Annotated in this window: 13 protein-coding genes and 1 riboswitch; of the genes, 8 read left to right on the plus strand and 5 right to left on the minus strand. The window is 72.4% G+C overall.

All coding sequences use genetic code 11. The features are described from left to right. Nucleotides 1–219: 219 nt before the first annotated feature. A complete protein-coding gene (thrC, locus tag AB0877_RS21140; RefSeq protein ID WP_366610821.1) occupies nucleotides 220–1,506 on the minus strand; it encodes a threonine synthase in 1,287 nt (428 codons plus the stop codon). 10 nt (nucleotides 1,507–1,516) lie between these two features. Beyond that, nucleotides 1,517–1,652, minus strand: a riboswitch (SAM riboswitch). 68 nt (nucleotides 1,653–1,720) lie between these two features. Then, nucleotides 1,721–2,680, minus strand: a complete 960-nt coding sequence (locus AB0877_RS21145; RefSeq protein WP_366610823.1) for a DMT family transporter — start codon at nucleotides 2,678–2,680, stop codon at nucleotides 1,721–1,723. 91 nt (nucleotides 2,681–2,771) lie between these two features. Between AB0877_RS21145 and AB0877_RS21150 the strand changes: the two genes are divergently transcribed. Beyond that, nucleotides 2,772–3,077 carry a metalloregulator ArsR/SmtB family transcription factor gene (locus AB0877_RS21150; RefSeq protein ID WP_366610825.1) on the plus strand — a complete coding sequence of 102 codons (306 nt, stop codon included), beginning with the start codon at nucleotides 2,772–2,774 and terminating at the stop codon, nucleotides 3,075–3,077. 435 nt (nucleotides 3,078–3,512) lie between these two features. On the opposite strand, the gene AB0877_RS21155 is transcribed toward AB0877_RS21150, so the two are convergent. Further along, nucleotides 3,513–3,968: a DoxX family protein gene (locus AB0877_RS21155; protein WP_366610826.1), complete on the minus strand. Its 456-nt coding sequence runs from the start codon at nucleotides 3,966–3,968 to the stop codon at nucleotides 3,513–3,515. A gap of 355 nt (nucleotides 3,969–4,323) precedes the next feature. On the opposite strand from AB0877_RS21155, the gene AB0877_RS21160 reads away from it, so the two are divergent. After that, the gene (locus AB0877_RS21160) at nucleotides 4,324–4,929 is read left to right on the plus strand and encodes a DUF4232 domain-containing protein (RefSeq protein ID WP_366610828.1); all 606 of its coding nucleotides are present in this window, start codon (nucleotides 4,324–4,326) and stop codon (nucleotides 4,927–4,929) included. On the opposite strand, the gene AB0877_RS21165 is transcribed toward AB0877_RS21160, so the two are convergent. Then, nucleotides 4,919–5,785, minus strand: a complete 867-nt coding sequence (locus AB0877_RS21165; protein WP_366610830.1) for an ABC transporter permease subunit — start codon at nucleotides 5,783–5,785, stop codon at nucleotides 4,919–4,921. The two genes, AB0877_RS21160 and AB0877_RS21165, sit on opposite strands and share 11 nt — an antisense overlap. After that, entirely contained in the window at nucleotides 5,785–8,649 is a 2,865-nt protein-coding gene (locus tag AB0877_RS21170; protein WP_366610831.1) for an alpha/beta fold hydrolase, read from the minus strand. The genes AB0877_RS21165 and AB0877_RS21170 overlap by 1 nt, the downstream gene beginning before the upstream one ends. A gap of 372 nt (nucleotides 8,650–9,021) precedes the next feature. Between AB0877_RS21170 and AB0877_RS21175 the strand changes: the two genes are divergently transcribed. From AB0877_RS21175 to AB0877_RS21200, 6 genes are read left to right on the plus strand one after another with little or no spacing between them, the layout of a single operon-like run. Next, nucleotides 9,022–10,200, plus strand: coding sequence for a hypothetical protein (locus tag AB0877_RS21175; protein ID WP_366610832.1), 1,179 nt, complete (start codon nucleotides 9,022–9,024; stop codon nucleotides 10,198–10,200). Beyond that, nucleotides 10,187–12,802: a nitrate- and nitrite sensing domain-containing protein gene (locus AB0877_RS21180; RefSeq protein WP_366610833.1), complete on the plus strand. Its 2,616-nt coding sequence runs from the start codon at nucleotides 10,187–10,189 to the stop codon at nucleotides 12,800–12,802. The genes AB0877_RS21175 and AB0877_RS21180 overlap by 14 nt, the downstream gene beginning before the upstream one ends. Next, the gene (locus AB0877_RS21185) at nucleotides 12,799–13,272 is read left to right on the plus strand and encodes a roadblock/LC7 domain-containing protein (RefSeq protein WP_091402960.1); all 474 of its coding nucleotides are present in this window, start codon (nucleotides 12,799–12,801) and stop codon (nucleotides 13,270–13,272) included. Before AB0877_RS21180 ends, AB0877_RS21185 begins: the two co-directional genes overlap by 4 nt. Then, nucleotides 13,269–13,751: a DUF742 domain-containing protein gene (locus AB0877_RS21190; protein WP_366610835.1), complete on the plus strand. Its 483-nt coding sequence runs from the start codon at nucleotides 13,269–13,271 to the stop codon at nucleotides 13,749–13,751. Before AB0877_RS21185 ends, AB0877_RS21190 begins: the two co-directional genes overlap by 4 nt. Next, a complete protein-coding gene (locus AB0877_RS21195) occupies nucleotides 13,729–14,484 on the plus strand; it encodes an ATP/GTP-binding protein (RefSeq protein WP_366610837.1) in 756 nt (251 codons plus the stop codon). Before AB0877_RS21190 ends, AB0877_RS21195 begins: the two co-directional genes overlap by 23 nt. A gap of 37 nt (nucleotides 14,485–14,521) precedes the next feature. Beyond that, entirely contained in the window at nucleotides 14,522–15,034 is a 513-nt protein-coding gene (locus AB0877_RS21200) for a hypothetical protein (protein ID WP_366610838.1), read from the plus strand. The last annotated feature ends 26 nt before the right edge of the window (nucleotides 15,035–15,060 follow it).

A 15,060-nucleotide genomic window follows, 5' to 3' on the forward strand; every position in this document is an offset into this window, starting at 1 on the left:
CGCTGGCCCGATCGAACGTTGGTCGGGAGGGACACTCGCACAACGCCTCCGGCGTTGGGTCGCAAGAACTTCAAAAGTCTTCGGCGAAATGCCCTCCCGCACGGAGCATCTTGCGCCGTCCGGTTCCTGCCGTCAAGTCCGTAGGGGCGGGTTTTCCACACTCACAGCGAAAACCCAGTTACCGACTGATCCACTCGGCCCGGTGCCGGGCGGGGCCGTTCAGCCCAGGAGGCCGGCGTCGCGGGCGGCGCGCAGCGAGGGCTTGATGTGGTGGGTCGGCCCGACCTGGCCGGCCACCGCGTCGATGGTCTTCAGACCCTCGCCGGTGTTGAACACGACGGTCTCGGCCGTCGGGTCGAGCCGGCCGGACTCGACCAGCTTGCGCAGCACCGCCACGGTGACTCCGCCGGCGGTCTCCGCGAAGACCCCGGTGGTACGGGCCAGATCGCGGATGCCCGCGCGGATCTCGTCGTCGTCCACGTACTCCATCCAGCCGCCGGTGCGGCGGACCGCCTCCAGGGCGTAGAGACCGGCCGCCGGGTCGCCGATGTTGAGTGACTTGGCGATGCCGGTGGGCTTGACCGGGACGATCGTGTCGGTCTCACCGTGCAGCGCGACGGCGATCGGGTTGCAGCCGGCGGACTGCGCCCCGAAGACCTTCCAGCCGTCGGCGGGCGCCTCGACCAGGCCGATCTCCACCAGTTCGGAGAACGCCTTGTCAATCTTGGTGAGCAGCTCGCCGCTGGCCATCGGGATGACCACCTGCGCCGGGATCCGCCAGCCGAGCTGCTCGGCCACCTCGTAGCCGAGGGTCTTGGAGCCCTCCGCGTAGTACGGCCGGACGTTCACGTTGACGAACGCCGTGTCCTCGAACTCGTCGGTCTCCACCAGCTCACCGCAGAGCCGGTTGACGTCGTCGTACGAACCGTCGATGGCGACCAGTTCGCCGCCGTAGACCGCGGTGGTGATGACCTTGCCCTGCTCCAGGTCGCTCGGGATGAAGACCACCGAGGGCACCCCGGCGCGGGCCGCGTGGGCGGCCACCGAGTTGGCCAGGTTGCCGGTCGACGCGCAGGCGAACCGGCTGAAGCCGAGGGCCTTGGCGGCGGTGAGCGCCACCGAGACGACCCGGTCCTTGAACGAGTGGGTCGGGTTGGCACTGTCGTCCTTGACCCAGAGCGGCGCGGTGATGCCCAGCTCGGCGGCGAGGTGCGGGGCCGCCACCAGTGGGGTGAGGCCCGGGTCGAGGGTGACCCGGCTGGCCGGGTCCTGACCGGCGGGGAGCAGGGCGGCGTACCGCCAGATGTTGTTCGGGCCGGCCTCGATCTGCTCGCGGGTGACGGTGGCCAGCGCGGCGGTGTCGTAGTCGACCTCCAGCGGGCCGAAACACTCGTAACAGGCGTGCTGGGCGGCGAGCGGGTAGCGGGCCGAACAGGCACGGCAGACCAGGGCGCGGGCGGGGCTGGCAGCGGTGTCGATGCCGGAGGCGACGAGCGTCGACGTCATGTCGAGAGTCCTCTCATCTTTCCCCGCATCGCACGGTGCGGCGGGGACGGAATTGGCACCTGCCCCACGGGTCGCTCAGCGGTGAGCGCGCGGGGTGGTTGCCGGGGCGTCGTCGGGCCGTATCCCTCAGCCCCTCTGGATGAGGTATTCAGTTGTGCCGTCGAGTCTAGGACAACGCTGTCGGCCGCTGCTACCACTGATCCCAGGTATTGGGTCAGCGGGTGCTCACCGCAACGGGGTCGGTCACCGCGATCGGGTCCGTCACCGCGCTCGGTCCGGGTAGGGACGTGGCCCGGGGCCGGGCGGCGAGGTTCGCGGCGATCAGGGCGGCGATCGTGATGGCGGCCCCGACCAGTTCGACGGGCTCCGGGCGGTAGCCGCGGGCGATCTGCACCGCGAAGGTCGTCACCGGAACCAGGTTCATGAACAGCGCGGCGTTGGCGGCGCCGAGTCGCTGCACGCCGGTGTTCCAGGCCAGGACCGCGATCACGGCACCCACCAGCACGGCGTACGCCAGTTGGGGGGCGACCGCCACGAGGTCGGCGGCACCGGGCGCGTGCTGCCAGCCGACGGCGTCGGCGCCGATGCTCAGGACGAGCATGGCGGCCGTGCCGGCGAGCGCGGTCAGTGTGGTGAAGCGCAGCGGCGACCACTCGCCGAACCGGCTGGCACCGTGGGTGTAGATGCCCCAACCCAGCACCGCGCCGATCATCATGAGCCCACCCAGGCCGAACTGGCCGAGCCCGGCCAGGCTCCCGCGCGTGATCACCAGACCGACGCCGAGGAGCGCCACCAGGGAGAGGGCCAGCAGGAGCGGCTTCGGGCGTACGCCGTCGCGAGCCCAGCGGACCAGTTGGGTGATCACCGGGGTGGTCGCCACGAAGAGGGAGATCTGCTGCGGGGCGGCGTGTTCCAGCGCCAGGTTGGTGAGCAGGTTGAAGCCCGCGAAGCCGACCACTCCGAGCACCACCACCTCCAGCGCCCGGCCACCGTGGCGTAGCGCGCCGGCACCCTCGCGTAGCAGCAGGATGGCGACCAGGACGACGGCGGCCAGCAGGTAGCGCGCGGTGGTCAGGTTGAGCGGGTCGACCCGGTGAAGCGCGCTGGCCAGGATCGGGAACATCACGCCCCAACCGAGCACGGCGACCAGTGGGTACGCGGCGCGGGATCGCATCGGCAACTCCAATGTTCGAGTATCGTCGAACCAACGACACCGACCATAGGACGATGTTCGATAGTTGTCGAACAAGGGTTACACTGGTCACATGGAGCCGCACGAGCCCGACCTGACCGCCGTACCGGTCACCACCGTGTTGGCCGCACTCGCCGACGACGTGCGGCTACAGATCGTCCGGGCGCTCGCCGAGGGCGGCGAGTCCGCCTGCGGCAGTTTCGACTTCGGCGTCTCCAAGGCCACTCGCAGCCACCACCTCAAGGTGCTGCGCGAGGCGGGGCTGACCCGGACCCGGGCGGCCGGCACCAGCAGGCTGGTCCGACTCCGCCGCGACGAGGTGGACAAGCTCTACCCCGGCCTGCTGGACGCGGTCCTCAGCCAGCGTCCGCCGGCCTGACCCGCCCCGCCTCCGCTCGCCGGCCGCGTGCGGTCCGCGTGGCCGCAGCAACCGGTAGGCGGCGCCTGACCTCGGCAACCGGTAGGCGGCGGCCCGTGACCTCGGCAACCGGTAGGCGGCGGACCGTGACCTCGGCAGCCCGGGAGATGCCTCCGACGCTCGCTGTGGAGCTGAATCGTCTACGGCACCAGCGAGAAGTAGCACCACGACCGCGGAGTGTCGGCCGGTCCCGGGCGGGGCCCGTCGGCCAGTCCCGGCCCCGGGGCACATCGGCCGACCCTGACCGGGCGCGCCGGCCGGCCCCGGGCACATCGGCCAACCCCTGACCGGGCGCGCCGGCCGGCCCCGGCCCCCAGGCACATCGGCCAACCCCTGACCGGGCGCGCCGCCGAAGCCGCCTCGTCGAGGCTTCGGCGGCGCGCGGTTCGGGTCTGGTCAGACGGACACCGTGCCGGGCTCGGCCGCCGAAGCCGATGCCGAGGGGGCGTCGCCGCGACGCCGGGCGAGCAGCGAGTCGAGTGCCCAGGCACCCGGGCCGAGAGCCGCGACCAGCAGGAACGCCCAGCAGAAGAGCGCCGCCAGCTCGCCTCCGTTGTGCAGCGGGAGCAGGGCATCCGGCTGGTGCACCACGAAGTAGGCGTACGCCATCGAGCCAGAGGCGAGCAGCGCGGCGGGTCGGGCGAAGAGCCCGACCAGCACCAGTACGCCGCAGACCAACTGGATCAGGGCGGCCCACCAACCCGGCCAGGTGCCGAACGGTACCGCCTTGCCAGTCATCGGGTTGCCGCCGAACAACCCGAACACCGAGGACAGGCCGTGCAACGTGAACAGCAGACCGATCACGATGCGGAACAGGGACAGGATCGGCCCGCCGAGCCGAGAGACGTTCATCAGACCTCCATCGAGGAAATTGAATGGGTCTCCACGATCCTGAGGCACGCGGGCATCGAAAATCATAATTTCCTTGCTGGTGGGAAAATCCTCCCCGAAAATGGTCCGACGTTTCCTCACCCCGCCCCGCCCCTACTCCGCGATCTTGCGCTTTCTGTCCCGACAGAAGGGGCGCATCCCTTCATACCGACAGCGGAAACTGCAAGATCGACGCAGAAGCGCACTCGAGCGCGCGGGGGCATGCCTGCGGCCCGCCGACCACGACGGACCCTGCCTGGCCTCGTGACGCGGGCTGCGGGCGGGTCGGGGCGACGCCGGACGCCAGCGAGGCGCCTCCATGGGCGAGGATCAACGGATGATCTCCCGTGACACGGCAGCACTGCGACGCATCGCCGCGACAGTCGCGGCGACTCTCGTGCTCGGCGGCTGCACTCGTGACCATGAAGGCCAGGGTGGGGACCCGAGCGGACCGCCGCCCGCCGCGTCGAGGCCGGAAGCGGGCCCGACCGCCAGCACCGAGCCGCCGGCCGAGTGCCCGGCCAGCGGCGTCCGGATCCGGTCGACCGGTGGGGACGCCGCGATGGGCCTGCGCGCCCTCGGTCTGGAACTGGTCAACTGCGGCGAGCACCCCTACCAGCTCAACGGGTACCCGGTGCTGCACGTCTTCGACGAGGAGCGCGAGCCGGTCATGCTGCGCGTGGTCAACGGCGCCAAGGAGATCACCTCGGGCTTCGACCAACCACCCCGGCCGGTCACCCTCCTCGCCGGGGAGCGGGCCACCGCAGTGGTGCTCTGGCGCAACCTGGTCACCGACTCGACAGTGGTCGCCACCAACGGCGAGTTCCTGACGGTGGCGCCCGCCGCCGCGCAGCCGGCCGACGAGGTCGACCCGGACGGGCCGATCGACCTCGGCAACACCGGCCGGATCGGCGTCAGCGCCTGGAAGAAGGCTACGACGTGATGTCCTTGCGGGTGAAACGCCAGAACGCCAACCCCCAGAACAGCGTCGCGTAGCTGACCGCCGATATGCAGCCGCGCACCACGTCGTCGGTCTGCACCGGAGTCGACAGCAGCCCCAGCCAGGCGGTGCTGAAGTGGGTCGGCAGGAAGTCACGCAGCGCGCCCAGGGCGGTGATCTGGTCCAGGATGCTGGACAGGATCCAGAGCAGAACCGCACCACCCACCGCGCCCAGCGCCGCGTCCGTGATCACCGACAGCAGGAACGCCAGGCCGGCCACCACCAGCAGGACGACCGCCAGGTAACCCAGCACGGCCAGCAACCGGAGCAACCCCTCGGTGGGTTCCAGCTCGGCGGCGACGGTGCTGCGCAGCGGCGACCAGCCGTAGCGCAGGGTGCCGGCCAGCAACGCGGTGCCGGCCAACAGCAGCAGGGCCAGTCCCGAGTACGCGAGCGCGACCACCAGCTTCACCGTCAACAACCGCGCCCGGGGCACCGGGACCGCCAACAGATACCGCAGGCTGCCCCAGCTCGCCTCACTGGCCACCGTGTCGCCGCAGAACAGCGCGACGACCACCACCAACAGGAACGACGCCGACACGAAGATCGAGAACAGGGTGAAGTTGAGCCCACCCGAGGTGGCCAGCTCGACCAGGCTGGCGAACTCGTTGCGGCCGTTGTCGTCGTCACCGCCCGAGTCGAACTGGAACGCGATCAGGATGATCAGCGGCAGCACCACCATGAACCCCAGCGCCAACTGGGTCCGCCGCCGGGACGCCTGCCGACGGAACTCCGCCATCAACGGCAGGGTGGCCGACGGCCGGTAACCACGGGCCTCACCCGCGTCAGTAACAGCCATCACCGGTCACCGCTTCCCCGAGAGTTCTCGCCCACCAGGGCGAGGAACGCGTCCTCCAGGCGCCGCCGGGGCACCACCCGGTCCACCCCGATGCCGGCGCGCACCAGCTCCGCCACCACCTCGCTGCGGGCCGTGCCGTTGGTGTCGACCACCAGTTGGCCGTCGCTCTCCGGCAACACGCGGACCCCGTGCAGCCGGTCCAGCACCGCCCGCGCCGCCACCGGGTCGGTGACGTCGAAGAGCACGCTCGGCGACTCGCCCACGATCTCCTCCACCGGCCCGGACGCCACGATCCGACCCTTGTTCACCACCACCGCGTGCGTGCACGTCTGCTCCACCTCGGCCAGCAGGTGACTGGAGACCAGCACCGCCCGGCCGTCCGTGGCGTACCGCTGGAGCACCCGGCGCATCTCGGCGATCTGCGGCGGGTCGAGCCCGTCGGTCGGCTCGTCCAACACCAGCAGTTCGGGCAGACCGAGCATGGCCTGGGCGATGGCGAGCCGCTGACGCATACCGTGGCTGTAGTTCTTGATCCTCCGGTGCACCGAGTCACCCAACCCGGCGATCTCCAGCGCCGCGTCGAACTGCGCGTCCTCCCACGGCCGCCCGGTGGCCCGCCAGTACGCCTTCAGGTTGTCCAGGCCCGACAGGTACGGCAGGAAGCCCGGCCCCTCCACCAGCGCCCCGATCCGGGACAGCACCGGCGAGCCGGGCACCAGCCGACGACCGAAGACGTAGATCTCCCCGGCGGTCGGCTGGGTCAGCCCCATCAGCACCCGCAGGGTGGTGGTCTTACCGGCACCGTTCGGCCCGAGTAGACCGACGACCTGACCCGGGTGCACCTCGAAGTCCACGTTCGACACGGCGACGAAGCCGTCCGCGTACTCCTTGCGCAGCGCGCGCACGGCCAGCGGGGTGTCCGCGTACTCCGGGTGGACCGACCGGTCCTGGCGGCGGTGCCGGCGGCGGACCAGAGCGACGACCACGACGAGCCCGATCACGATGGCGGCGAGCAGGCCGGCCAGTACCCAGCGCCAGATGGTCGCCGCGGTGGGGATCGGCTCACCGCTGACCGTCGGCAGGCTGACCACGCCGTCCGCGGCCACCGTGTAGACGGTCGGCGCGGCCGGCGTGGTGTACGCCTGGTCGGAGGTGGCCACCACCAGCCGCAGCCGGTGCCCGGCCTCCACCCGGCGGACGATGCCGGGCAGCGTCACGGTGACCGGGCGGGCGTCCTGCACCTGCTGCGGCAGGCCGGTGAGCCGGATCGGGGCGACCAGGCCGTTCGGCAGGGTGGCCGCCCCGTCCTTGTCGACGTCGTAGAGCTTGACGAAGAGCACCGCCTCGCCGGTCGGCGACGCGGCCCGCAGGGTGACGGTGGGCGCACCGGCCACGTCCACGGCCTCGGTCAGCGGGGTGGACTCGAACTGGGCGTGCTGGCCGGGCACGTCACCGGCCACGCCGTCGAGCAGCGAGGCGAGCCCGCCCGCGAACGGAATCGAGGAGATGGCGGCCGGGTTGCCGTTCGGCGGGTTCGCGATCGGCTGCGCCGGGCCGGCGACCGTCACCTCCCGGCGGGCGTTGCCGGCGAGGCCCGGGTAGTCGGCGCGGCGGAAACCGGTGGCGACGAGACCCCGGTCGAGCGCGTCGAAGCCGGCGATCCGCGACCAGGTGAAGTCGTCGCCGGGCGCGTTCCCCTCGCCCTTGACGTAGTGGTCGAGCCACTGGACGGTCAGGAACTTCACCCGGTCGGAGTCCGAACGGGGCCCACTGCCACCGTCGTGCCCGCCGGTGAACCAGGCGACCCGTACCGGGGTGCCGGCGGCGGCGATGCCCCGCGCGTTGGCGTCCGCCTCACCGAGCGGGAAGAGGGTGTCCGCCTCGCCCTGCACCAGCAGGGTGGGGGCCTTGATCCGGTCCAGCACACCGGCCGGGCTGGAGCGCCGCAGCAGGTCCACGGCGGCCTGGTCGGCGCGGCCGGTGGTGGCGATCCGGAGGTACGCGGCGCAGACGTCGGCGGCGAACCGACCGCAGGACGGGTCGGCGGCAACCGCCGGGGCGCCACCGGGACCGGTGCCGGGGCCGGCACCCGGCCCGGGGCTGGGCGGGCCGGCCGACGCCGGTGCGCCCTGCGGCTGGGCGGCGACCGCTCCGGAGAGCCCGGCCGGGCCGGAGCCCACGTTGCCGCCGCCGCCGAAGAACAGGCCGGCCCAGCCCTTCTTGAACACGCCCTCGGTCGGCGCTGCGCCGGTGCTCTCCGGTAGGAACGCGCGGGACAGGTCGTTCCAAGTGATCATGGGCACGATCGCGTCGACCCGGCGGTCCTGGGCGGCCAACAGCAACGCCAACCCACCGCCGTACGACCCGCCGACCACACCGACCAACGGGTCGCCGGCCGCGTCGGTGCGCACCTCCGGCCGGGCGGCCAGCCAGTCCAGCAGCCGCTCGGCGTCGCGCACCTCGTAATCCGGGTTGTCCAGGTGGATCTCACCGCCGCTGCGGCCGAAACCCCGCGCGGTCCAGGTGAGCACCGCGTAGCCGCGTCCGGCGAACTCCTCGGCGTCGGAGCGCACCGACTCCTTCGTGCCGCCGAACCCGTGCGCCAGCAGCACCGCCGGCACCTTCCGGCCGGACGAGGCGTCGTCCGGCAGGTAGAGGGTGGTGTCGAGGTTCACCGGCTCGTCACCGGATGGTCCGGAGCGGACGGTGAGCATCGCGCTCTCGGTGCGTACGCCCGGTCCCTGTGGCCACACCGTCCAGGTCACGGCGGCGGCCAACAGCACGACGACGACTGCGGCGGCGATCGCCCGGCGGCGGGTGGGCAGGGCACGCCGGAACCACGCGGCCGGCGACGGCGATGTCATGCGGCACACGGTACGGCCCACAGCCTGAGCGTTGGCTGAGATCCGCCGTACGTCCGTCCGGTTGCCCCGATCGGTGCCCGGCGGGGTGCGAGCGCGCATCGTCCGACGCGGCACAGTGAGTTGAGTTCGGATCCCGTGAATTCCGATCTTAAGTAGATATCCACCTCGATCCCTCCATGTCACACCCACAGCGGACACGGAGCGTGGTGGTAACGCGGACAAATGGTGACATGACTCGAAGTGACGCGAACCTGACTCCCCGAGTGAGGTCTGACCTGGCGGCGGTTCGATTAGTTTTCCGGTCCGGTGCACGGGACTTGTCGGCCAGCCCGACGCCGCGCCGATCAGCGCCCCACGCCGGAGGAGACACACATGACAGTCCCCGCGCCGCGGGCCCGTCGACGGCCGTCCACGCTGGGCCGGCTGCTGCCCCTGCTGCTCATCGGAGCACTACTGGCACCGTTGGGCCTGCTCGTCACGTCGAACTGGCGGCAGATCACCGACGACCGGGACCTCGCCGCCCGGGAACGGCTCGGCGTGCAGTACCTCACCGCGCTGGCGGCGGTCACCGACGCCCTGGTGGAGGCCCAGTCCAACGCGGTGAACGGTCGCCCCGTCGCCCGCGAGGCGTTGAACGAGGCCGTCGAGAAGGCCGCCGCGGTGGACGCCCGCATCGGCGGCGAGCTGCTCAGCCAGGAACGCTGGGCCGGCGTACGGGCCAAGCTGGAGGCGTTGCGCGGTCGCAGCGCCACCGACCCCGAGGCGGCCTACACCGCGTACGGTGAGGTCTCCGACCTGCTGCTGGCCCTGCACCGGAAGGTCCGGGAGAGTTCCGGCTTGGTCCGCGACCCGGAGGCCGACTCGTTCTTCCTCCAGGACAGCGCCGGCCAGGAGCTTCCCGAGGCGGTGATCGGCGCCGGTCGGCTGGCCGACCTGTCCACGCTCGTCGCCCGCCGGCCCGCCGCCGAGCGACCGCGCGGCCTGCTGGAGCTGACCGGCCTGCGGGTGTCCGCCCTGACCCCCGCCGCGGACCTCGTCGACAACCTCCGCTCGGCAGTGGACGGTTCGGAGAGCACCGACCTCGGTGCCAACGTGCTGACCCCACTGGACACCTACCAGCGTTCGGTGGAGGCGCTCGCCGGGTACTCCCTGCCGGCCAAGGACACCGGCGTGGTCGACCCGGGCCAGTTGAGTGCCGCCGCGCTCAGCTCGCACCGCTCCGCCCGCCAGCTTCAACCGGTCATCCTCACCGAACTGGACTCCCTGCTGGCCGAGCGCATCGACCGGCTCGACCGGGACCGCTGGTTGACCGCCGGGGCGGGTGTCGTCGCCGTCCTGCTGCTGGGCTGGCTCGCCGCGTTGCTGGTCGCCGCCGCTCGTCGGGCGCAACGGCGGGCCGCCCTGGCCGCCACCCACTCGGAGAGTCCCGACACCCCGCCGCTGCGCGACCCGTGGCAACCGCCCGCCGACGAGGCCCATGCGCTGCAACCGGTCGGCGCGGCCCGTGACCCGGAGACCGCACAGTGGGGGGCGTTCGATGCTGCTCGGTAGGCTCCGGATCCGCGGCAAGCTCGCGCTGCTCGTGGTGATTCCGCTGCTCAGCATGGTCGGCCTGGCCGTGCCGGTGATGCTCGACCGGGTCGCCGCGGCTCAGCGGGCCGGCGACACCGCCGAACGGGTCCGGCTCGCCAGCCGGGTCGGGAGCCTGGTCCAGGACCTCCAGCAGGAACGCATCCTCTCCGTCGGCTTCCTGCTCGGCCGGGTCGAACGCAGTGAGCTGGTCCGTAAGTCCGCGGACGTGGACGACCGGGTGGCCGACCTGCGGGCGGCGCGGAGCGACGCGCTGACCGAGCAGGTCGACCGCGCCCTCGACGGCGTGTCCAGCCTCGTCGAGTTGCGCACGGCCGTCCTGGCCGGGGCCGCCAAGCCGACCCAGGTGATGGACGCGTTCGGCCCGGTCAACAAGGGCATCATCGAGTCGCTGCGGCTGGTGGTCGGGGTGGACACCGACACGTTGCCGGGCCGTCAGGTGCTCGCCCTCGACGGGCTGCTCCGCTCCGACGAGGGCCTGGGCACCTGCGCCACCCTGAGCCTGTTGGTCAAGGCGATCGGCACCCCGGACACCACTGCCGGGTACGTGGCGTGCATCGCCGCGCTCATGGTCGACAACTCGCGCTTCCGCAGCCTGATCACGCCCGAGCAGCTCAAGGTGGCCCAGCTCAACGACGCCGCCGTGGCCGCGCGTACCAGCCCCGACTTCCTGGTCAGGAGCGCCCGGGATCCGGCCGCCGCGGTCCGTCCCGTACCGATGGAGGCGCTCTTCCCGGCCGTCCGCACGATGATCCGGCTGGGCCAGTTCGTCGAGAAGAAGCTGATCGCCGACGTGCTCGCCGAGGTGACGGCCGAGCAGCGGCGCGCGCTGACCGCCGCGTACCTGGTCGGTGCCGCGGCGGCGTTGATCCTGACGCTGGTGGTGCTGCTCAGCGTGGCCGTGGCGCGGACCGTGGCCCGACCACTGACCCGACTCACCCGCTCGGCCGACCGGGTCGCCCGGGTCGCCGAGGCGGAACTGGTCCGGGTCACCGACGACGAGGTGGAGAGACACCAGGCGGTTCGGCTGGAGCCGGTGGACATCCGCGCCAACGACGAGATCGGCGACCTGGCGCGCGCCTTCGACCGGGTGCAGAACACCGCGGCGCAGCTGGTCGAGCGGCAGGTCGCCGGCCGACGCAACGTGGCGCAGATGTTCGGCCACGTCGGACGGCGTACCCAGAACCTGGTGGGTCGGCAGATCGCGCTGATCGACCGGCTGGAGCAGCAGGAGGCCGACCCGGGCCGCCTGGAGCACCTGTACCGGCTCGACCACATCTCCAGCCGGTTGCGGCGCAACGCCGGCAGCCTCGTGGTGCTCTCCGGCTCGGCCGGGGCCGACGCGCACACCGCGCCGGTGCCGCTGGCCGACGTGGTCCGGTTGGCGCTCGGCGAGATCGAGGACTACACCCGGGTGGAGGTGCAGGTCCCGGCGGGCGTCTCGGCCGCGCCGGCGGTGGTCGGTGACCTCGTCCTGACGCTGGCCGAGCTGATGGAGAACGCCACCGTCTTCTCCCCGCCGCACACCCGGGTGCTGGTGGCCGCCGAGACGTCCGGCCTCGGCGTACGTCTCACGGTGGTGGACCACGGCATCGGTATGAGCCAGCAACGCCTGGCCGAGGAGAACGCCCGGTTGACCCGCCGGGAACGTCTCGACCTGGCCCCGACCGAGGTGCTCGGCCTCTTCGTGGTGGGCCGGCTGGCCCGCCGGCACGGCTGGCAGGTCGCCCTGGCTGCCACCGGCGGCGGAGGCGTGACCGCACAACTGGAGATCCCGTCGACGTCGCTGGTGCGGCGCCGCGCCGACCGCGCCGGGGCCACTGTGGCCCGCGCCGCGGTGCCGGATCGGGACCGGCGTACGACGGCGACGCCCGAGCACGAAGCACGGCCCAGCTCGGTGGCCGTCGCCGCCGCGCCGGCCCGCTTCGACTCGGACCTGCTGAGCCGGGCCACCCTCAGCCTGGACGCCGGCCCGTCCTGGAACGCGTTCGGTCGGGGCGAGCCGGAGCAGGCCGCTCCGGAAACCCCGGAACCGGAGCCGGTGAGCAAGCCGGGCGGGCCACGGGTGCGGCAGCGGGTGCCCGGGGCCACGCTGCACGCCACCGCCCCGGCGACCCGGCCGGTGGACGCCACCGGCGCGGACCCCGCCGCCGCCCGCGCCCTGGTCGAGGCCTTCCAAGCCGGCGTACGCCGCGCCGAGCTGCACGGGGCACCGGGCCTCGACCGCGCCTCGGCGCGGACGGTCGGCGACCCGTCGGCCGCTGCCGGGGCGGCCGTGGTGGACTTGGGCTCGACCGTCGACCTGCCCAGCACCCCGGGAGGCGCCGGCCCCACGGTGCCGCGTGGTGGTGGCTCGACCGATGCCTCGCCGGAGCGGCCCCGGTTGAGCCGACGGGTGCCGGGAGCGAACCTCACCGCCATTCCGGTCTGCCAGCCGCCCAGCACCGACCTCGGTGACCCGGCCGAGGTCCGCGACCTCATCAGCGAGTTCGAGGCGGGCGTCGCCCGCGCTCTCCGCGAAGTCAGCCCCGACCACCGGAACGAAGAAGGATCATCACGGTGACCAGCCCCTTCCTGCACGACAACGTCGACCAGAGCCAGCCCAGCGCCAATGGGGACCTCAGCCCGGAGGCCCGTACGTTCAACTGGCTGCTGGACTCCTTCACCTCCAGCACCGCCGGAGTCCTGGAGGCGATCGCGGTCTCCTCGGACGGCCTGCTGATGGCCATGTCGGCGATCAAGGATCGGTCCAACGCGGAGCGGTTGGCCGCCGTCGTGTCCGGAATGACCAGCCTCGCCGGTGGGGCCGCCAGTTGGTACGCCCTCGGCGGCCTGAACCGGGTGATCGTCGACATGGCCGACGGCTACCTGCTGATCAGCGCGATCAGCAGTGGTTCCGTGCTCGGGGTGGTCGCCGACCGTTCGGCGAACCTGGGCACCGTCGCGTACGAGATGACGCTCTTCGCCGGGCGGGCCGGTGGCGCCCTGACCCCGCGACTGATCGTCGAGTTGAAGAACGCCGTTCAGCAGTGACCCCCGACGTCGCCGGTGAGGATCCGGATCCGAGAGTTCGGATCCGGCCGTACCTGCGCACGTCACCCCCGACCGGGGTGGGCGCGGCGGCGACACCGGCGCTGCCCGAGCCGGAGCCGGACGGGGACCAACCGAGCGGTCCCCGTCCGTTCGTGCTCACCTCCGGGCGGGTCGCGGGTGTCGACCCGGCGATCGGGTTGGAGACCCAGGTGACCGCCCGCATGGACAGCGGCTGGTGGGCCGGACCACCGGGCGCGCTGCTGGCACCGGAACTTCAGACCATCATCGGGCTCTGCGCCGAGCCGATCTCGGTGGCCGAGATCTCGGCCCGCGCCCGACTGCACTTCGGCGTGGTGCGGGTCCTCGTCGGCGATCTACGCGCCGCCGGGCACCTGGACGTGCATGTGACGAACACCGACGACGCTGTCGACCCCGATCTCATCCTGCGAGTGATTGATGGACTCCGTGCGATCTCCTGAATGGCCGGTCGCCCCGCTCGGCGGGGTCGCCGCGAACAGCGCCGCCGCCCGTTACGGCATGTCCCCGGGCACCGGGCCGATAGTCGGGCGGGCCGGCCCACCGCCGACCGCACCGCCGCCGTACCGGCCCCCGTCCGGTGCGGGGTCCGGCCCCCCGACAGGTAAGCCGGCCGCACCGCCGATCCCGGTCAAGATCCTGGTGGCCGGTGGGTTCGGGGTGGGCAAGACCACCACGGTGGGTGCCATCTCCGAGATCGCGCCCCTGACCACCGAGGCCGAGATGACCACCGCCGGGATCGGGGTGGACGACCCGGGTGCCCGGTCCACGAAGACCACCACCACTGTGGCGATGGATTTCGGCTGCGTGACGATCGACCGCAGCCTGAAGCTCTACCTGTTCGGCACGCCGGGGCAGACCCGGTTCGGCTTCATGTGGGACGACCTGGCCCGAGGGGCGCTCGGCGCGCTGGTGGTGGTGGACAGCGCCCGGCTGGACGACTGCTTCCCGGCCATCGACTTCTTCGAGCGGGCCGGGCTGCCGTTCGTCGTCGGGGTCAACGCCTTCGACGGGCGACTGGCCCTGGAACTCGGCGAGATCCGTTGGGCGCTGGCCATCGGTGATCATGTACCCCTGGTGCAGTTCGATGCCCGCGACCGGCTCTCGGTGCGGGACGCACTACTGGTCGTCCTGGACCGCGCGCTGGACCGCGCCACCCGGGACAGGAGGGCCTGAGCCGACCAGCTCCGGCCGTGGCGGGAAGAGGTGATCTGTGAGGGGCGACCTGGACGAGACGCTGGCCCGGCTGGCCCGACGTGAGGAGGCGTCGCGCCGTCGGGCCGCCGACCGTGACGACACCACCGCACCGTCGGGACCGCCCGGCCTCGGCGGCGACACCCGCAACGCCCGGCCGGGCCGGCACGATCCACGGCACGCGGGGGTGGAGACGCCGAGCGAGGTGGCCGGGTGGGGGCCGGTCGAGGAGGTGGCCGAGGCGGTCCGCCAGGTCGTCGGGGCCTACCCCGGGGTAGCGGTGACAGTGCAGGTGGAGCACGGCGGTCGGACGTACCCGATGCGGGTTTCCTGGGACGGCCCTGACGTCACCGTCGGGCCGGTCCCCCCGCCGACGCCGGTGGAACCCCCGCCGGCCTGGCCGCTCTCCGGCCGGACGGTGCCGGCCTGGGCGCCCGGTCCGGACGGGTTGACGCCGGACCCGGCGGCCCGGTTGGCCGAGCTGATCCGAAGCGACCCGACGCTGCTGGACGGGCTGGATCCGCGGCGCTGACCGGCGGGGCTGGCTGCCGGCGGCTA

The sequence above is a fragment of the Micromonospora sp. NPDC047644 genome, assembly GCF_040704315.1.
Taxonomy (GTDB): domain Bacteria; phylum Actinomycetota; class Actinomycetes; order Mycobacteriales; family Micromonosporaceae; genus Micromonospora.